19 protein-coding genes are annotated in these 17,912 nt (G+C 39.5%); 14 read left to right on the top strand and 5 right to left on the bottom strand.

Going from position 1 to position 17,912, the window contains the following annotated elements:
* Positions 1–782 precede the first annotated feature (782 nt).
* The 4 genes from ACFVAD_RS01605 to ACFVAD_RS01590 form a co-directional block, all read right to left on the bottom strand.
* Positions 783–1,871 carry a hypothetical protein gene (locus ACFVAD_RS01605; RefSeq protein WP_386635326.1) on the bottom strand — a complete coding sequence of 363 codons (1,089 nt, stop codon included), beginning with the start codon at positions 1,869–1,871 and terminating at the stop codon, positions 783–785.
* A gap of 238 nt (positions 1,872–2,109) precedes the next feature.
* Positions 2,110–2,250, bottom strand: coding sequence for a hypothetical protein (locus ACFVAD_RS01600; protein WP_386635323.1), 141 nt, complete (start codon positions 2,248–2,250; stop codon positions 2,110–2,112).
* Positions 2,251–2,734: 484 nt separating this feature from the next.
* Positions 2,735–2,866, bottom strand: a complete 132-nt coding sequence (locus ACFVAD_RS01595; RefSeq protein WP_386635320.1) for a hypothetical protein — start codon at positions 2,864–2,866, stop codon at positions 2,735–2,737.
* 86 nt (positions 2,867–2,952) lie between these two features.
* Positions 2,953–3,237: a helix-turn-helix domain-containing protein gene (locus ACFVAD_RS01590; protein WP_386635317.1), complete on the bottom strand. Its 285-nt coding sequence runs from the start codon at positions 3,235–3,237 to the stop codon at positions 2,953–2,955.
* A 450-nt stretch (positions 3,238–3,687) separates the two neighbouring features.
* On the opposite strand from ACFVAD_RS01590, the gene ACFVAD_RS01585 reads away from it, so the two are divergent.
* The 4 genes from ACFVAD_RS01585 to ACFVAD_RS01570 all read left to right on the top strand — a co-directional run bounded on the left by ACFVAD_RS01585 (position 3,688) and on the right by ACFVAD_RS01570 (position 6,179).
* On the top strand, positions 3,688–3,975 hold the full coding sequence (locus ACFVAD_RS01585) for a hypothetical protein (RefSeq protein WP_386635315.1): 288 nt from the start codon (positions 3,688–3,690) through the stop codon (positions 3,973–3,975).
* 596 nt (positions 3,976–4,571) lie between these two features.
* Positions 4,572–4,904, top strand: a complete 333-nt coding sequence (locus ACFVAD_RS01580) for a hypothetical protein (RefSeq protein ID WP_386635312.1) — start codon at positions 4,572–4,574, stop codon at positions 4,902–4,904.
* 59 nt (positions 4,905–4,963) lie between these two features.
* Positions 4,964–5,248 (top strand): hypothetical protein, encoded by a 285-nt coding sequence (locus ACFVAD_RS01575; protein WP_386635311.1) that lies wholly within the window; start codon positions 4,964–4,966, stop codon positions 5,246–5,248.
* 76 nt (positions 5,249–5,324) lie between these two features.
* Positions 5,325–6,179 carry a hypothetical protein gene (locus ACFVAD_RS01570; protein WP_386635308.1) on the top strand — a complete coding sequence of 285 codons (855 nt, stop codon included), beginning with the start codon at positions 5,325–5,327 and terminating at the stop codon, positions 6,177–6,179.
* A gap of 496 nt (positions 6,180–6,675) precedes the next feature.
* Here ACFVAD_RS01570 and ACFVAD_RS01565 read toward each other — a convergent pair whose 3' ends face one another.
* Positions 6,676–6,987 (bottom strand): ATP-binding protein, encoded by a 312-nt coding sequence (locus tag ACFVAD_RS01565; RefSeq protein ID WP_386635306.1) that lies wholly within the window; start codon positions 6,985–6,987, stop codon positions 6,676–6,678.
* Between the two features lie 296 nt (positions 6,988–7,283).
* Here ACFVAD_RS01565 and ACFVAD_RS01560 point away from each other — a divergent pair, with 296 nt between their 5' ends.
* From ACFVAD_RS01560 to ACFVAD_RS01515, 10 genes are all read left to right on the top strand, one after another.
* Positions 7,284–8,288, top strand: coding sequence for a LacI family DNA-binding transcriptional regulator (locus ACFVAD_RS01560; protein WP_386635303.1), 1,005 nt, complete (start codon positions 7,284–7,286; stop codon positions 8,286–8,288).
* A gap of 23 nt (positions 8,289–8,311) precedes the next feature.
* Positions 8,312–9,001 carry an RraA family protein gene (locus ACFVAD_RS01555; RefSeq protein ID WP_386635300.1) on the top strand — a complete coding sequence of 230 codons (690 nt, stop codon included), beginning with the start codon at positions 8,312–8,314 and terminating at the stop codon, positions 8,999–9,001.
* Positions 8,979–10,085, top strand: coding sequence for an Ldh family oxidoreductase (locus ACFVAD_RS01550; RefSeq protein WP_386635298.1), 1,107 nt, complete (start codon positions 8,979–8,981; stop codon positions 10,083–10,085). The genes ACFVAD_RS01555 and ACFVAD_RS01550 overlap by 23 nt, the downstream gene beginning before the upstream one ends.
* Positions 10,072–11,262, top strand: a complete 1,191-nt coding sequence (locus ACFVAD_RS01545) for an iron-containing alcohol dehydrogenase (protein ID WP_386635295.1) — start codon at positions 10,072–10,074, stop codon at positions 11,260–11,262. The genes ACFVAD_RS01550 and ACFVAD_RS01545 overlap by 14 nt, the downstream gene beginning before the upstream one ends.
* Before the next feature lie 18 nt (positions 11,263–11,280).
* The gene (locus tag ACFVAD_RS01540; RefSeq protein WP_386635293.1) at positions 11,281–12,258 is read left to right on the top strand and encodes a 2-hydroxyacid dehydrogenase; all 978 of its coding nucleotides are present in this window, start codon (positions 11,281–11,283) and stop codon (positions 12,256–12,258) included.
* Positions 12,259–12,274: 16 nt separating this feature from the next.
* A complete protein-coding gene (locus ACFVAD_RS01535; RefSeq protein WP_386635291.1) occupies positions 12,275–13,756 on the top strand; it encodes an aldehyde dehydrogenase family protein in 1,482 nt (493 codons plus the stop codon).
* Between the two features lie 53 nt (positions 13,757–13,809).
* A complete protein-coding gene (locus tag ACFVAD_RS01530; RefSeq protein WP_386635289.1) occupies positions 13,810–14,817 on the top strand; it encodes a TRAP transporter substrate-binding protein in 1,008 nt (335 codons plus the stop codon).
* A gap of 118 nt (positions 14,818–14,935) precedes the next feature.
* Entirely contained in the window at positions 14,936–15,445 is a 510-nt protein-coding gene (locus ACFVAD_RS01525; protein WP_386635287.1) for a TRAP transporter small permease, read from the top strand.
* Positions 15,423–16,724 carry a TRAP transporter large permease gene (locus tag ACFVAD_RS01520; protein WP_386635284.1) on the top strand — a complete coding sequence of 434 codons (1,302 nt, stop codon included), beginning with the start codon at positions 15,423–15,425 and terminating at the stop codon, positions 16,722–16,724. The genes ACFVAD_RS01525 and ACFVAD_RS01520 overlap by 23 nt, the downstream gene beginning before the upstream one ends.
* Positions 16,725–16,765: 41 nt before the next feature.
* Positions 16,766–17,896, top strand: coding sequence for a glycerate kinase family protein (locus tag ACFVAD_RS01515; protein WP_386635282.1), 1,131 nt, complete (start codon positions 16,766–16,768; stop codon positions 17,894–17,896).
* The last annotated feature ends 16 nt before the right edge of the window (positions 17,897–17,912 follow it).

The following is a 17,912-nucleotide window of genomic DNA, read 5'->3' as shown; positions in this document are numbered from 1 at the left end:
GAAAGTCATCGGATGAAAAATCGGAAGAGCATTTTTTCAGCAGAAGTGTAAAAAGGAAACGAGCAAAAAGTGTAAAATTCAACTTGACGTCTACAGTGTATTTGTTAGAGCCACTGGTGGCGGACAATTGAGCCAGTCAGTGCTTGGCTCAGAGCCGACTTTCTATTTATTCTTAAAAATAGCCATCGACACCGAATCGTCGATGGCTATTACGTTTATTTAATACTTTTTCCCTCTAATTTATCTTGAAGTATTGACACAGCTTCTAAGAAAAGTGCGTCCTTGTCTATTCCCTTTTCATTCAAACATTGCGGAGTAAGTTGGTCTTTAATTTCAATCTTTTGGCACCATTATATTACCGAATGCTGACGGTATTAACTGTCCATAAATTGCCGTTGCTATTGACCTGATACTGCCGGTATTGGGTGTCCAGATTTGATGTGTATTTTTTCGTTAATATATACCTTAAGCATCGGGGACGGTTCTCCCTGCTTCCAAGGCTAAAACGGCAGGCTACAAAATGGTTGTCATCCATTTGTAGCCTGCTGTTTTTTTTTACTAACTTAATGAATTTTAACCTCATCTTTATAAAAATAAGGAAACTTATCACACATCTCCTTAAAAGTTCCTGAATGTGTCTGTGAAAGATTTTTTTCGATACAATGTCCCTCTCATGCGGTGGCTACTTCTTGCGGATGAATGGGATCGGGATTATTTATTGGATATTTCTTAGATGAAGGTATCAGGCTCCGTACACGAAAATTCTATAAACATTTAAAAATCTAACCTTTAATATGAGGAATATCATTATGTAATATATAATTCATCCATATGTCTTTTGAATTGATATTGTATTCGGCTTCGAGAAACTGTAAATCTCTAACAATATCTTTAATAATTTTACTTATTCCTACATTATCTGTGAAATTCGGAGCCCAGTCTTCATAGAAAGATTTTTCGTTATTTAGTGACAGTACTCCTAACCACTCTTCAATATTTTTATATGCGTCTAAAATCCTAAGATTTAGCATATAAATTTTATTATCATAAGTTGAAAGTTTATGGATATTTTGATTGCAGAATTCTCTTATCTCTATTGATGCTTTTATCAAATCTTGGTTCCAAACAGGAAATTTATTGACCAAAAATCTAAAATCATTGGAGTGAGTAATTTTTGTACCAATTTGGTCTATATCCCATAATAAGGAGATATTTTTTTCTTTTAGAAAATATGTATAATAAGATAAGAAATTGATATCAATACGAGTTTTTTCGCCTTTTTGTTTTCTTTCAGTATATTGTATTGCTAAAAATGTAAAAAATCCTCCGCCAATTCCACCAATAATCCCAGCAAAAAAGGTCATCCAATCACTCAAACTCCCAACTGTAACTTTTGTGGTAAATTGAAAAATAGTGAGATTAAGGATTATTGGTAGTACAACTACTATAGACAATACATATACACTACCCATTTTAAATGGTCCTTCTTTCAGTGAATGAAGGATCTTTTTCCCTTGAGGAAGTAAGTTAATTATCTGAATCTTAATTAGTTCTAAAAGTTCGTGCTGATCAATTGTAATATCAAAGCAGTCCCCATCTTCAAAATAATGCATTATTTCTTTAAAATATTTATTTGGATCATATACTGTAAAAGCAGTGGAATGTACATAATATTTGCTTCCTGATACTAAATGAATGTTTAATCTATGGTATTCATTTTTTTTAATATATGCTTTGTTTTTTATTTTTAAGATAATGTTTCTTTCTTGTATTATTCCAGTGAAAATATAATTGTACCTTGCTATTGTATCTTGATTGTTTATTATATACTCTAAAACTAAATATTCCTTTAAAGCTACTTCAGATATCATAATAGGTGATAGCCCCCTTTAATTAATAAAAGCCCTCTTTAAAAGTATTATATATCAATCTTTAAAGTGAAAAAATTTTCGAATGCAGTATCCCAATGGATTCGTCACTCATTATTTTTAAGCTCAATCATAATTATTTCAAATTTCGAGAAAAATAACAATCTCTTATTCCCGAAGCATCGGGGACGGTACTCCCTGCTTCCAAGATAAAACAGCAGGCCACAAGCAAGAATCAAGTTCAGGTCCAGTTACTCCCCGCATTTTGTCGATGAAGCAATAAAATGACGGTTGATTGCCATCTGACTACAGCCATACGATTGTTCCATCGTTGCAATGTTTTTGTTACACTTCTGACATCAAATTGTTCCACCTCAGCCATTGAGAAGTCCACATAAGAAGTGTATTTGTAAGAGCAAGAGCCACTGGTGGCGGACAATTGAGCCAGTCAGTGCTTGGCTCAGAGCCGACTTTCTATTTATTCTTATAAATAGCCATCGACACCGAATCGTCGATGGCTATTTCGTTTATTTAATACTTTTTCCCTCTAATCTATCTTGAAGTATTGACACAGCTTCTAAGACAAGTGCGTCCTTGTCTATTTCCTTTTCATTCATACATTGCGGAGTAAGTTGGTCTTTAATTTCAATGTTTTGGCACACTCATATACCGAAAGCTGACGGTATAAACTGTCCATAAATTGCCGTTGCTAATGTCCTGATACTGACGGTATTGGGTGTCCAGATTTGATGTGTATTTTTCCGTTAATATATACCTTGGAAGCTCGCGGGAACGATTCCACATACACAACTAAGAAAGCAGCCTTTAAGCGGTATGTAACCCGCTAAAGGCTGCTTTCCTCTAACCTAATGCAACTTCACTTCATCCTCATAATAGTAAGGATACTTATCACACATTTCCTTGAAGGTGCCTGATCCGAGGATGGGGGAGATGTATTTTTTTCGGCAATCGATGTGGAAAATGGAGTAGATGCTCATGAAATGGAACACTCCTTTGGGAATTTTATAGGCTAGGCTGCTTGACTAGCGGGTGATTGTTCTTGGGGTGTGTTCTTTGTTGTGTGTTACTTTTCATCATAATCGGATTTGATGGATTTTTCTACGTCTGCTTTTAGACGGTCGAGGCTGATGCTCATGGCTGTGCTGATTTTGAAAAGGGTAGAGGCCAGTGGGGCGCGCTCGCCTCGTTCTATTTTACCAATTGTGGTTTCGTCAAGGCCTGCTCGTTCCGCAATATCGTCCTGGTGCAAGCCAAGCTCTTTTCTTCTTAAACGCAGGTGTAACCCTATGTATTTTTTGTATTTATCGTCCTCTTTCAGCTGTTTCTCCCCTTTTACAACAATTATCAAGTTGTAAAATCCGTGGTTGAACAGACAGGTAGCCTTTTAATGGGATTTTAAGGGAATTGAGAGATATTTATTTTTTAATAGAGATCTGTTGCCTCCGATATAATAGGAATAGAATAGATCTGCATGTTGGAAATAGCTAAGTCTCCAATTATTAGGTTCCATGCAAGAAGGGAACGAAGGTTTCTTAATTGAATGTAGGAGTATACAGGGATGTGTGGATAGGAAACTAGAGAGGTAGACTATAGACGAGATGTTATTTTTCTTGGATAGTAATTTTTAAACAAACGTTTGATTAAATGAGATTTTAGCATTGTTATGAAAGGGTAAATAAGCAATCGACTTTTCTCCACTATTTTCGCGAAGAATATTTAAATAGTTTTAAGAAGCAGGATGAAGAGTCATGCGGGACGTTATGGGAAACAAAGCTTAAGAAAAGGAGCTAACATGAAAATGATTAAACTAGATCCGACATTTACACCTTGTCTAGCCGAAGAGGGCGATGAGATCTTCGCTAATGGTGTTATCAGGTGGAACATCACCAAGATGCAGGAGTACATTGATACTCATCCATCTAAGGTCGAATACAAGCAAATGGAATTAAAGCTGTTAACTTCAGATATCCGCAATATTAATAGTTTATTCTCACCAAGATCTAATTCAATTCTCCGTTTTCGTTTGAGTACTCTACCAAATGCTGCATTGATGGCATCTTTCTCTTCCTCTCTCAAATTGGTCTAATCCCCTTTTTAAACCAATTATCAATGTCGAAAAATACCCCTAACACCACCAACACGCCACCTTTTGGAAGTATATTGAAATGTGTGTGGATTTTTTGGATCAGGGAGTACCTAGCCCCGCCTTAACTCTAAAGTGTTTATGACACCCCCTTAAATTACCGAAAGCTTACGGTTTTGCCTGTCCAGGATTAGTCGATTAAAATGTCCGTATATAATTAGAAAAATTTCGACATTAATAATTCTTGAGAAAGGAAAAGCCCCCCATTATGTATAACTGCGCCAACAGTTATACGGGAGACGTACCGCCAAAAGTATATGATTATTGTTTCAGACTATCAGTTGATTGAAAAATAATCTTACTGGAGTTTTTAGTTAGAGGTGAGGATTCCTTCTTCATTTGTGGTTAAAACATGTTGGTAATAGGGAAGCAGAATCTAGCTAAGATCATTCGATGCATTAGAAGACATATAATATCAATTATGAATAGAGAATCGATAAAAAATAGGAGGATTAATACATTTTCTGTCGAATTTGAAAAGATTATGAATATTGATGGAAGATTAATATTCAGTATTAGATGAAAATGGAGATGAGCAGATGGGTAAATTGGGGATAGACGATTTTATGCAAAGTACTGAGGCTTTAAAGGACTTCAAACTGAATTGTTTGGGTGCAGATGGTTACAAGTTTTATCCAAGGATAATTGTACTAAAAGATGATGAAGAAATCCTTAAGTTTGAGTATATAGAGGTAATGATCTCCCTAAATTATAACCACCATCATATCGATATAATGTGGGAAGAGAAGCTTGAAAATTTTAAAGCTTACAATTTGTATGGAAGATACCGTACTGACTACAATATAATGGAAAATTCATATAAGGAATTAACCATTATCTCGGGAAATATGACTATTGTGGTTCAAGGATAAGAAGGTTTAAACAGAGTACTAAAGCACCGAGGAAAGGTTTTTCAGAAGGAGTTAATAGCATGCTTATAATAGATAAATCATTCGTACCCTGTCCAGTAGAAGAAGGGGACGAAATCTGTCAAATAGGCATAATGAGATGGAATATTACTAAATTGCTAGAATTTGCCTCGAGAAACAGGGAAGTGGTGCAGAGTAAGATGATCCGGGTTGCGGATGAAGACACTTTTACGCGGATTAATGAAGCCCATGTTTCGACGGTCGACCTGTCTAAACCGATCATACTACTTTTAAAGCCTGTTATTACAATTTGTATTTACTTGAACTTTGAGTTAAAAATCAGTTGATTCTGATAATAATAAGGGTGTTTATAACATGAACATAACTTAGCTTAACAAGTATATTTTGTTGGAGGGATATATTATGGGGAAATTAAAAAAGAGCGTATTTACCATACTTAATAGAGAAGATGAATTAAAAGATTTTAAGATAGGGTTACAAAACAGAATAGATCATAAAAGAGTATCAATAGAAAACGAACATAATGATCTTGAAAGAAAATATGGTGAAATACCAGAGTATGTTTATGCAGCAGTCTACGAATTTCCTGCTGCATTAGCAATTGATATATTAAGTGAATTAGGAATCGAAAGTGATAAGTTGAATTTTAAAATATCCACTGAATATATTGACCAATATGATGTTGGAAGTTATAGTTTCGTTGATTTTAATGAGATCTGGAATTTTATAAAAGCTCTTGATGAAAAAAGTTTTCTAGTCTCAATGTTAATTATTTCCTCTAGTAATTCTAATTGGGAAAGTATTTCTAGTATTCAACAGTTAATTATCAAAGAATTGAATAATTTTAAATTCGAAATCGATTATAAAAAATCTACAGTATTTATTGCAATGTCTTTTAGTGAATCTATGAACAAGACCAGAAAATCTATTATTAAAGTAATTGAAGAATTTGGCTATGAGGCAATGCTTATTGATATAAAAGAGCATAATAATCAAATTGTTCCAGAGATTTTTAGTGAAATTGAAAATGCGGACTTTGTCGTAAGTGATTTAACAGAACAAAAGCGAGGAGTTTATTTGGAAACTGGATATGCAATGGCAAAGGAAAAACAAGTAATTCTAACTTGTAAAACAGATGATTTTGATAAAAATCATTTTGATGTTAGTCAAATAAACACTATTATATGGTCTGATGAGAACGAGTTGGAGATTAGACTAAGAGCAAGAATTAAAGCCATGCATTCATTAATTAAATAATATTTAAGAATAAAAATTAGGGGCAAGGGGAAAGGAAGCTTGTCCCAGCCCTTGTTAGAAGTTCTGGTCACAGTGACTCCCCGAATTTTGTCGATTATAATAAGATTTGGTTTCATTTTTTTTTGGGAAGCATCGGGGACAATTTTCATTGCCACTATTGTCTACAAAACAGGGAAACTGACGTTGCTAATGGCCAGGTACAGATGATATGAGGTATCCTGAAGTTGACCAGTATTTTATTATCTTTGAATGTTACAGGAAGGCTCGTGGGAACGATACCGCATCCATAGCTAAGAAAGTAGGCGGTATATGACCTGCTAATGACTACAGCCATGCGATTGTTCCATTGTTGCCATGTTTTTGGTCAACTTCTGACTTCAAATTGTTCCACCTCTGCCATTGAGAAGTCCACATATGAAGTATATATGTAAGAGCCGCTGGTGGCGGACAATTGAGCCAGTCAGTGCTTGGCTCAGAGCCGACCTTCTATTTATTCTTAAAAATAGCCATCGACACCGAATCGTCGATGGCTATTTGCGTTTCCATGGTACATATCTCCCTTTTTACTCGGCCTTTTCATGGAAATAAAAGATATTTGGTATCCACGTTCGTTCATGGTGTGAACTGCCAAGGCAGTGTAGAGATAAGTCTTCCTAGCGCACGTCTGTCCCATCATAAACAAAGTGAGGCATTCATTAATCCAAGCGAGTTGCTTTAAGATATTTAGTTGTATTCCACCAATCGCAGTTTGTTCTTCCAAGCGAAATTTCTCGAATGTTAGAACTTCTGAGAACTCCGCTCCGCCCACTTCATCATTTTCACGCTGTTCTTTTTCTCCGTGCAGCTCAATTTTTAATCCAAAAGTTTATGGATAAACTCATAATAAGTCCAGCTCTTTGCTTGCGCTTCCCTCAATAAATTCGGAAACTCTCTGTCAGGTACCTCAATTATAATAATAATTGTCGAAAAAATTAATTTAATCTAAATATTGAAAACGTTATCATTTAATGCTAAACTCTAGTTAACCGATTTCCGAAACCGATTTCCGAAATCGGTTAACAGGAAAATGGCGCCATTTTTCTAGTAAATAAGGGACGGTAGAAAATGAAAATAACAATGGATGATGTTGCAAAAAAAGCCGGGGTATCAAAAACGACGGTCTCAAGAATTATTAATGGGAATTATTCTCATGTAAATGAAATTACGAAAGAAAAAGTAATGAGGATTGTGGCGGAGCTAAACTATCGCCCAAATGCAGTTGCTAAAAGTTTAAAATCAATGAAAACAAATGTAATCGGTATTGTGCTCTCGAATTTACAGAATCCATTCTGGTCCCACGTACTTCAGGGTGTCGAGGATACTTGCAGAAGCAAAGGGTATAATCTTATGATCTGCAATTCCAATGATAAGTCCTCCTTGGAGCAAGAGCACATTGAAGGGCTTAGGTTAAAACAGGTGGATGGAATTATTGTCAACCCCACCATGAAAAATAAGAATATGTTTCAATCTCTAGTGGAAAGTGACTTTCCTATTATTGCTATCAACAGGAAGATAGAGGGAGTTCCTATAGATACCATAGTGGTCGATAATGTAAAGGGCGCACACCTTGCAGTAGAACACCTGATTTCAAAAGGAGCGGAATCGGTTGCTGTCATGGTATACCCGGTCGAGGGAATCAGTCCTCGAATCGAGAGGTTGACAGGGTATAGAATGGCGCTAAAGAAACATGGAATTGGCGTCGAGGAGAATTTAATCAGGGTCGTACAGGAAGAAAAGGGTCGTGCAAAAGAAGAAGTTAAAAATCTGCTTTCCGGGAAAAACCGACCAGATGCCATTTTTTCAACCAATAACATGATGACCCTTGAAATACTCGAAGGGATAAAAGAGTTGGGACTTTCAGTGCCAGAGGATATCCGGTTGGTAGGCTACGATGAAACAGTCTGGTCCCAACACCTTAATCCACCACTAACAACAGTGTCTCAGCCAAGCTATCAAATGGGAGAGATTGCGGCCTGGAAATTGATTGACCAATTGCAAGCAAAGCAGAACAAAGAAACAGAAATCATTTCATTGAAACCTTCCTTAATCATCAGAAAGTCTTGTCATTAATACGAAAAATCAGGAGGAGAAAAATGGAGAATAGAGGATTTAGAATATTACCAATTACCAACCGTCCAAGCAAAGAGCTTGTAAATGCATTTCGTTCTGTCGTGACCCCACATATAAGTGATAATGCAAATCGTATCTATGGGGCTAACGCAAACATGCGCCCCTACCATAAAAGCGGGAAGCTGACAGGCACTGCTTTAACAGTAAAAACTAGGCCTGGAGATAATCTGATGGTACATAAAGCAATTGATATGGCCAACGAAGGGGATGTAATTGTAGTAGATGCCGGCGGAGACCTATCCAATGCAATTGTTGGGGAGATTATGCTCCGACTGGCAAAGCGGAATAGAGTAGGCGGCTTTGTCATTAATGGTGCAATTCGTGATTCTGCAGCATTTGCAAGTGAACACTTCCCGGTTTATGCATGTGGCATCACCCATAAAGGTCCATATAAGGATGGACCCGGGGAGATTAATGTTCCAATATCGCTTGATGGGATGATTGTAAACCCTGGAGATATAGTAGTGGGCGATGAGGATGGATTGGTTATAGTACCTTTGGAGAGCGCAGAAGAGATCTTGAAACTGGCGAAAAAACAACAAGGTGCAGAAGAAGATATCATGAATTCCATAGCGGATGGAACAGTGGATAGAACCTGGGTCGACAAGACTTTAGAACAAAAGGGTGTGGATGTTAATGTCAATAGCTACTAACTATTATTGGCAGAAGCTTGAGAAATTTTGTTCTGACGTTCTTGAAAAAGCGGGTGTTCCAAAAAGGAACGCAGAAATTGTAGCAAATTCATTGATAGAGGCTGACTTGCGCGGGGTTGATTCCCACGGAGTAGTGAGAACAGCAATCTACCTGGAAAGAATGGAAAAGGGAATGATAAATCCCGATGCTGATATTTGCATGGTTAATGAAAATGACAGTGTTGTTTTGGTAGATGGAAATAACAATTTTGGGTCTGTGATAGGTTCACAATCTTTGACGATTGCATTGGACAAGGCCAAAAAATCCGGAATTGGCCTTGTAGGGGTAAAGGGCTCAAATCACTTCGGAACAGGAGCTTATTATGCAAAAAAAGCGATCGCCGAGGACATGATTCTACTTGTGCTTTCCAATGCTTCACAGACAATGCCACCAACAGGCGGAATAAGACCATTTATTGGAACGAACCCATTGGCTGTCGGTGTACCAGCTGGCAATCAAAACCCATTTATTCTTGATATGGCAACAAGTGTAGTGGCAAGAGGCAAAATAATTGTGGAAGCACAAAAGGGCAATTCTATTCCTGCCGGGTGGGCAATTGATAAGGATGGAAAGCCAACTACGGATGCGAATGAAGCATTAGTAGGTTCGGTTCTGCCATTAGGTGGTCCAAAGGGTTATGGGATTTCCATGTTTATCGATATTCTTGCCGGGGTCTTAACTGGTGCAGGATTTGGAAGATATGTCCATAACATGTATGAAAATTGGCAGGATCCACAAAATGTGGGGCACATATTTCTTGCCATAGATATTAATAGATTCATGCCAATTGATTATTTTAAAGATAGAATGGATCAATACATCAATGAAATTAAGGCTGAGCCCAAAGCCCCGGGAGTAGAAGAGATTTTTATTCCAGGTGAAATTGAAGCTAGGAGAACTATAGAAAGAAAAGAAAATGGAATTTTGTTGCCAAGGAAAGTAGCCGAAGAACTGGATGAGATAGGAAAACGATACGGGATTAAACTTTCTGATGCGGCTTTTGATACTAACTCAGTAATGGAGGTAAACTATGATATTCAATAAGTCTTTTAGATATGAGATTCCTACTATTATAGAATTTGGTAATGGAGCAATTAAAAAACTGCCAGATCACGTAAAAGCCTTTAACGGCAGTAAGGTTTTAATAGTCTGTGATCCAGGTGTACTCAACGCCGGAGTAGTCGCCAGACTGTCAGAACCTCTGGATTCAGCCGGTATTCCATATGTCATTTTTTCAGAAATAGAACCTGATCCTGCCATCGATTCAGTTGATAAAGGTTTACATATAGCTAAAGAGGAAAGCTGTGATATTGTGATCGGTGTTGGAGGAGGAAGTTCTCTGGACACCGCAAAAGCAGTCGGGCTAATGCTTAATAATCCAGGACACATCCGTGATTATGTAGGAATTGATATGGTTCCCAACCCAAGTGTACCTGTCATTGCTGTGCCAACAACTGCCGGGACCGGGAGTGAGATCACAATTTGGTCGGTGCTTTCTGATAAAGAGCAGAAGGTGAAGTTGAGTGTTGGAAGTGTTTATAACTGTCCTGACTTAGCTTTGGCTGATCCTGAGCTGACAACAACCCTTCCTCCTCATATCACTGCAGCAACTGGAATGGATGCATTAACACATGCCTTGGAATCTTATGTTAATACAGCGACCCAGCCGATCTCAGAAGGGTTGTCTGTTCAATCAATGAAAATGATAGCTGACAACTTGCGCCTGGCGGTGGTACAGGGTGAAAATTTGGAAGCGCGTTCAAATATGCTTCTTGCCAGTTTGATAGCCGCCATGGCTTTCAACTCAACTCGCCTAGGGCTCGCTCATGCATTGGCGATCCCGTTGGGGGCCCATTTTAAAATTCCTCATGGAACAGTAAATGCAATCTTGCTGCCGGAAGTAATGAAATTTAACTTAATCGGAAATCAAAAGAAATTTGCTGAGATTGCAGCCATCTTTGGAGTGGATACTTACCATATGACAGAGAGGGAAGCTGCAGAAGAGGCCGTAGAAGCCATACGTCAACTGAAGAACGATATTGGAATTCATGAGACACTTTCAGATTATGGTGTGACCGAAAGCGATCTTGACTTCATAGCGAAAGAAGCCATGCTCTCCGGAAACGTAGCAGTAAACCCAAGAAAACCAACATTGGAAGATTTTAAAAACATCTGTAGAGCTGCCATGCAAGAGAACAAGGAGCAGTTTGTGAAACTATAAAAATATGGAGGTGTCTTTTTGAAACCGAAAGTTCTCGTAACCAGTGAGCTCCCCGGAACAGCGCTTGAAAAATTGCAAAAAGTAGCGGATGTACATGTTCATACAGATACGGTGGATTTGACAAAAGAACAATTGATCGAGCTGTTGAGGGACAAGGATGCTTTAGTTTCATTATTGGTGAATGAAATTGATCAAATAGTACTTGATGCAGCACCAAATTTGAAAATTATAGCCAATTACGCGGTTGGTTTCAACAACATTGATATAGAAGCTGCCACAGCTAGGAATGTTCTCGTGACAAATACACCTGATGTTCTTACGGAAGCAACGGCAGACCTTGCCTGGGCGTTACTACTTGGTATAGCACGCAGAATACCTGAGAGTGACCAATTTCTCAGAGATGGCAAATTTGAGGGATGGAAACCGAATTTGCTATTGGGTAGAAGTGTATATGGTAAAACCCTTGGCATAATTGGGATGGGACGAATCGGTGAAGCGGTGACAGAACGGGCGAAAGGATTTAATATGAATGTTTTGTATTATAACCGCAGACAATTGCCGCCAGAAAAAGAACAAAAACTGAATGCCAGATATGTAAACTTGGAAGAACTCCTTTGTTCTTCGGATTACATATCATTGCATGCACCATTAACTGACGATAGCTACCATCTAATCGGAAAACGGGAATTGGATCTGATGAAACCGAGTTCCTATATCATTAATACTTCCAGAGGTCCTCTTATAAATGAGGCCGAATTAACAGAAGCTCTGAAGAATAATAAAATTGCGGGAGCGGGACTTGATGTTTATGAGAGAGAGCCGGCCCTCGAGCCTATGCTTACCAGATTGAAAAATGTAGTCCTTGCCCCCCATGTCGGCAGTGCAACCATTGAAACAAGAGTGGAGATGGCTAACCTGGCAATAGAAAATGTGATTGCGGTCCTGCAAGGAGAAAGGCCAATAACTCCGATTAATCCAAAAGTGGTAAAAAACTAAAAAGGGGTGGTTCAAAATGCCAATATTCAATGAGTGGCTAGATGGGCAAGTTGGAAAAACATATTTCAACTTTATTAATGGGGAATGGGCATCAGGAAGTACCGGGGAAACTTTTGAAATTTTTAACCCGGCGAAGAAGGGGCAGGTTCTAGGTTATTTCCAGGCTTCCACTGAAGAAGATGTGAATCAGGCTGTACAAGCAGCTCATCAAGCCTTTAAATCTTGGTCAGAGGAACCGGGAGCAAACCGGGGGGCCATTTTGATGAAGTTTGCAGATTTACTGGAATTGCACAGCGAAGAGCTTGCTTTCACTTTATCAGCTGAACAAGGGAAGGTATTAGCAGAATCAAAAGGAGAAATAGGACGAGCTGTGAAAGAGACTCGTTTCGCTGCAGGAGAGGCCTTGCGTGTTGAAGGCTCCACATATCCAAGTGAAGTACGGAATATCTCTACAACAGTCATGCATAGACCATTAGGGGTGGTGGCAGCAATAGCACCTTGGAACTTTCCTATTGTCACACCAATAAGAAAGATAGCACCCGCTCTAGCTTATGGATGTACAGTCGTATATAAACCTGCCTCAGAAACCCCGTGGTCCTCCATTCGGATAATGGAATTGTTAACGGAGGCAGGAGTTCCGAAAGGTGTCGTCAATCTCGTGACTGGTGGTGGAGCCAAGGTAGGAAATCCATTGATAAGTCACCCACTTGTAAAAGGAATCAGCTTTACCGGGTCCACGAGTGTGGGATTGGGAATAAATGAAAAAGCTGCCAGCCTATTAAAAAAAACCCAGTTGGAACTTGGTGGGAAAAACCCTGCCGTCGTTTTGGATTACGAAGATGCAGAATATGTTGCTAAACAGATTGTAAGTGCAGCATTTGCCTGCAGTGGACAAAGATGTACCTCCATCAGCAGAGTAGTAGTGTTGAAAGAAAAGTCTGAAGAAATCATTCAGGCGATACAGAAAGAACTGAAGAAAATAAAAGTCGGCCCAGCCTCAGACCCTGAATCCACAATCGGGCCTCTAGTAAGTGAAGATCAGCTGAATACCACTATCGACTACGTAAATATAGGAAAAGAAGAGGGAGCGCAGCTTGTCTATGGGGGAGAGGTCCTCACTGATGGGAAATTCTCTGAGGGTTACTATGTAGAACCTGCCTTATTCACAGGGGTTTTATCCGACATGAGAATCGCTTCCGAGGAGATATTCGGACCGGTCCTATCAGTCCAAGAAGTAGAAGATGCTAAAGAGGCACTCCGAGTTGCCAATAATGTCAAGTACGGCTTAGCTGCTTCTGTATTTACACGAGACCTTTCACTTGCCTACCAATTTGTAAATGAACTCGAATGTGGCATGGTCCATGTAAACCATGGAACCGCAAGTCAAGCTCATGTCCCGTTTGGTGGTGTGAAGGAGTCCGGGTTCGGAGCATTCTCAATAGGTAAGACGAATAAGGATTTCTTTACTGAGATGAAAGTGGCTTATTTACAATACTAAAAAACCGCCATGCTGGCTCGTTAACTTGAAAACAACTAAAGGGGGATTTTCGATTGAAAAAATGGTTTAATACAGTTGCTTTGTTACTTATGACAATGGTATTGGTGGTTGGATGTTCATCCAATAATAGTGCAGGTGGCCAAGAAGACAGTTCAGACGTCCAGGTCTTGAAGTTGGGTCATGTATGGCCGAATTCGGAAATCCATGCCCAAGCTGTGCAAAAGTTTAAAGAAGAAGTGGAAGAATTGACAGATGGCAAATTAACAATCGAAATTTATGAAAACGGTTCCTTGGGGGATGATGTGGAGCTGTTGGAAGGTTTAAGCATAGGAACAGCTGATATTTGGGTTGGTGGTGCGGGAGTGCTATCCGGATCATCCAACACTGCACAAATCTTCACCGTGCCTTTCATGTTTGAAAATCAAGAGCATTTTAACACGGTATACAATGGTGAGATCGGTGAAGAAATCTCAGATCTTATCACAGAGGAGTCCGGAAATAGAATACTTTCCTATCTCGATCGTGGAGCACGTATGCTGACTGTGGATAAAGAAGTCGAGACGCCTGATGATTTAGCAGGGTTGAAAATCCGCGTTCCAGATAGTCCGGTTTTTGTAAAGTCATGGGAAACCTTGGGAGCGGCTCCGACTCCAATGGCTTTTGGAGAGGTCTTCACAGCGTTGCAGCAGGGAGTTATCGATGGGCAGGAGAATCCGCTTTCGCTGATCTATAATTCCAAGTTTAATGAGGTAGTGGATTATCTAGTGAAAACTGAGCATGTGAGAGAACCCATTACAATTGTAATCAGTGATTCCAAGTTTCAATCCTTAGATAGTGAATTACAAGAGGCCTTGATGCAAGCTGCTAATGGAAAGGCCAAAGAATTTGCGGCAGAAGAAGTAAGTTCAGGAGAAGCAGGCTACCTGAAAGAGTTAGAAGAAGCAGGTATGACAATTATTGAACCAGACCTGGCGCAATTCCAGCAGGTACTTGATGGATTTGTAGATGAAAACTTCCCGAATATTAAGGGAATCCATGAGAAAATAATCAACGCCAACTAATGGAGTAGGGGGAGTTTTTCCCCCTATATCCTCTTTCTTGGAGTCCTTCATATATATCAGTCGGCACGGTGGTGTCTATGCAGGACTCATAGAAAATGCTGAAAAAGAGGTGTAGAGAATGAATAAAGTAGTAAGTACAATAGACCGTCTGAATTATGTAATTCTTCAAGTTATAGCGATTGTTTTTGGTTTGATTTCTATTTTGACAATTTATCAGGTTTTTGCAAGATATGTACTAAATAGTCCTCTCCTATGGTCAGAAGCTATCATCAAGTACTCCATGATCTGGATAGTATTGTTGGGTACAGCGGTCGCCTTAAGGAAAGGGTTGCTAATATCGGTGGAAGCCGTACTTTTCATAGTGCCTGAAGGTGTAAGGCGAATAATGAAAATGATTATCGTCATTATTAACATTATTTTTTTATCATTGTTGATTAAATACGGCTTTGAAATCATGGTTAATTTGGCACATCAAAAAACAGGAGCATTAAATATGCCAGTTTCCTGGTTATACGCAGCTATACCAATCGGAAGCATTTTAGCTATTCTTAACTGCATAGCTGTTCTATTTGAATTAATCATCAAAAAAGAAACGGGGGATCAGGATGCCGGCACTATTATTCATTAGTCTATTTGTGATGTTTATCATAGGAGTTCCCGTAGCTTTTTCCATGGGACTGGCCTCCATGTTAGCGATGATGCAAGATGGCACTTCACTCCAGGTTGCAATACAGAGGATTTTCTCATCCTTGAATTCTTTTCCTCTGATGGCTATCCCGTTCTTTATCCTGGCAGGAAGCTTAATGGAATACAGCGGGATATCACAGCGCTTGATTAACTTGGCAAATTCCCTTGTTGGAAAGATAACGGGGGGCTTGGGAATGGTTACAGTTTTAACAGCAATGTTTTTTGCCTCCATTTCGGGCTCAAGCGCTGCGACTGTAGCTGCAATCGGGAGTATTTTAATTCCCGCTATGGTAAGAAGAGGATTTCCAAAGAGTTTTTCTACATCTGTACAGGCCGTATCGGGAGAATTGGGTGTCATTATCCCCCCTTCCATCCCCATGATCATATTTGCCTTGAGTGCTGGTATGTCCATTTCCATCGGGGAATTGTTTATGGCCGGTATCATTCCGGGGTTATTGATAGCAATTTCTTTAATGCTGACAATTTTTATTATCAGTAAAGTAAAAGGGTATGGATCTGAGATTGTGTTGACGGAAGAAGAGAAAGAATTGATGACAGCAAAAGGGCGGATTCGTGCATTGAAAGAAGCTATACTTCCTTTATTGATGCCAGTCATTATCTTAGGAGGCATCTATGGAGGGGTTTTCACTCCGACTGAAGCGGCCGCTGTAGCAGTAGGATATGCTTTGATACTAGGTGTTTTTATTTACAGGACCTTTTCTTTTAGTAAAATCATGGATGTCCTGAAGAACTCTGTATTATCCACCTCCATTATCATGTTCATAATAGGAAATGCCGGGCTTTTCGGCTGGGTGCTGACCTCTCAGAGAGTTCCCTACCAAGTTGCCGAGTGGTTCATTGCATTATCGGACAATCCATTTGTATTCTTATTGCTTGTCAATTTAATTCTTCTGGGAGTTGGAATGTTCCTTGAAACGGGGGCAGCAATAGTAATCATGGCTCCCATCTTAACTCCTGTGGCTGTCCTGTTTGGAATTGATCCGGTCCATTTCGGAATTATCATGATAGTCAACCTGGCTGTCGGCATGTTAACACCGCCAATCGGGGTCAACCTATTTGTAGCATCGCAAATAGCGGGTTTGCGGATAGAGCATCTTTTGAAGCCGCTGATTCCTTTTTATATTGTTTTACTCATTAACATTGCATTAATTTCATATTTACCACAATTGACGTTATGGTTACCGAATATCTTAAAATAGGACACATGAAAAAAACAAGAAAAATGGGTGGTGATGGAAGAATGAAAATAGTACTGGCACCAGACTCATTTAAGGGGTCCTTATCTGCAAAAGAATTATGTGCTGCTATGCGTAAAGGAATTGAGAGATGTTCAAATAACTACAATATTATTGATAAGCCTTTGGCAGATGGCGGAGAAGGAACGATGGAGAATTTAGTATTAGCGACAGACGGGATCATTCAACACACAACCGTTTGTGATCCTCTTGGAAGAATGATAAAGTCCAGCTATGGAATATTAGGCGATCGGAAAACAGTGGTGATCGAGATGGCCCTTGCTTCCGGCTTGCCACTCTTATCGGAAGGAGAGAGGAATCCACTTAAAGCGACAAGTTTTGGCACTGGCCAGTTAATCAAATCGGCATTAGATGAAGGTTATAGAGAATTTATTATAGGATTAGGGGGCAGTGCCACCAACGACGCAGGTGTGGGAATGTTAAAAGCGCTTGGGGCAAGATTTCATAATTCCCAAGGGGAACTACTGGAAAAGGACAATATGGAAGCTTTTGTTGGACTATCCCATATCGATGCAACAGGACTGGATCCGCGAATCAGAGAATCGAATTTTCTGATAGCCAGTGATGTACAAAGTCCGTTATGTGGAGAAACGGGAGCATCTGCTGTTTTTGGCCCGCAAAAAGGGGCGACACCAGATATGATTGAAATTTTGGATACAGCATTAGCCCGTTTCGCTCAAGTGGTTAACAGCCAAGGTGGTATAGACCCGCTTTTAATACCAGGTGCTGGGGCAGCCGGAGGAATGGGAGCTGCTCTCCTATCTTTTTTTGATGCCAAAATGGTATCCGGAATAGATGTTTATATAGAGAAAGTTGATTTGAGAAAAGAAATAATGGACGCGGATCTTATTATTACTGGTGAAGGTAAACTGGATCACCAAACGTTGTCAGGTAAAGTGATTGCCGGTGTGTGCAGCGTGGCCCGGCAGTATGATGTTCCCGTGGTGGCTCTTTGTGGAAAAAATGAGTTAACTGGCAATAGTATGAACGAACTTGGACTGCTCGCTGGTCTGTCCATTACACCAGGTCCATGCACTTTAGATGAGGCATTTAAATATACCGAAGAGTGGGTGGCAGATAGTTCAGAGCAAATCATCCGTTTGATTGGTCGCTAAAGGTTCTGGTCACAGT

It is taken from the genome of Sutcliffiella sp. NPDC057660 (assembly GCF_042800035.1).
Lineage (GTDB): Bacteria > Bacillota > Bacilli > Bacillales > Bacillaceae_I > Sutcliffiella_A.
The sequence above is the reverse complement of the archived record's forward strand: the minus strand, read 5'-3'. Positions and strand labels throughout refer to the sequence as shown.

Excerpts from the sequence above, each read along its gene's own strand:
- ACFVAD_RS01605 (WP_386635326.1), bottom strand. The coding sequence starts at position 1,871 with ATGATATCTGAAGTAGCTTTAAAGGAATATTTAGTTTTAGAGTATATA.
- ACFVAD_RS01600 (WP_386635323.1), bottom strand. The coding sequence starts at position 2,250 with ATGGCTGAGGTGGAACAATTTGATGTCAGAAGTGTAACAAAAACATTG.
- ACFVAD_RS01595 (WP_386635320.1), bottom strand. The coding sequence starts at position 2,866 with ATGAGCATCTACTCCATTTTCCACATCGATTGCCGAAAAAAATACATC.
- ACFVAD_RS01585 (WP_386635315.1), top strand. The coding sequence starts at position 3,688 with ATGATTAAACTAGATCCGACATTTACACCTTGTCTAGCCGAAGAGGGC.
- ACFVAD_RS01580 (WP_386635312.1), top strand. The coding sequence starts at position 4,572 with ATGGGTAAATTGGGGATAGACGATTTTATGCAAAGTACTGAGGCTTTA.
- ACFVAD_RS01575 (WP_386635311.1), top strand. The coding sequence starts at position 4,964 with ATGCTTATAATAGATAAATCATTCGTACCCTGTCCAGTAGAAGAAGGG.
- ACFVAD_RS01570 (WP_386635308.1), top strand. The coding sequence starts at position 5,325 with ATGGGGAAATTAAAAAAGAGCGTATTTACCATACTTAATAGAGAAGAT.
- ACFVAD_RS01560 (WP_386635303.1), top strand. The coding sequence starts at position 7,284 with ATGAAAATAACAATGGATGATGTTGCAAAAAAAGCCGGGGTATCAAAA.
- ACFVAD_RS01555 (WP_386635300.1), top strand. The coding sequence starts at position 8,312 with ATGGAGAATAGAGGATTTAGAATATTACCAATTACCAACCGTCCAAGC.
- ACFVAD_RS01550 (WP_386635298.1), top strand. The coding sequence starts at position 8,979 with ATGTTAATGTCAATAGCTACTAACTATTATTGGCAGAAGCTTGAGAAA.
- ACFVAD_RS01545 (WP_386635295.1), top strand. The coding sequence starts at position 10,072 with ATGATATTCAATAAGTCTTTTAGATATGAGATTCCTACTATTATAGAA.
- ACFVAD_RS01535 (WP_386635291.1), top strand. The coding sequence starts at position 12,275 with ATGCCAATATTCAATGAGTGGCTAGATGGGCAAGTTGGAAAAACATAT.
- ACFVAD_RS01525 (WP_386635287.1), top strand. The coding sequence starts at position 14,936 with ATGAATAAAGTAGTAAGTACAATAGACCGTCTGAATTATGTAATTCTT.
- ACFVAD_RS01520 (WP_386635284.1), top strand. The coding sequence starts at position 15,423 with ATGCCGGCACTATTATTCATTAGTCTATTTGTGATGTTTATCATAGGA.
- ACFVAD_RS01515 (WP_386635282.1), top strand. The coding sequence starts at position 16,766 with ATGAAAATAGTACTGGCACCAGACTCATTTAAGGGGTCCTTATCTGCA.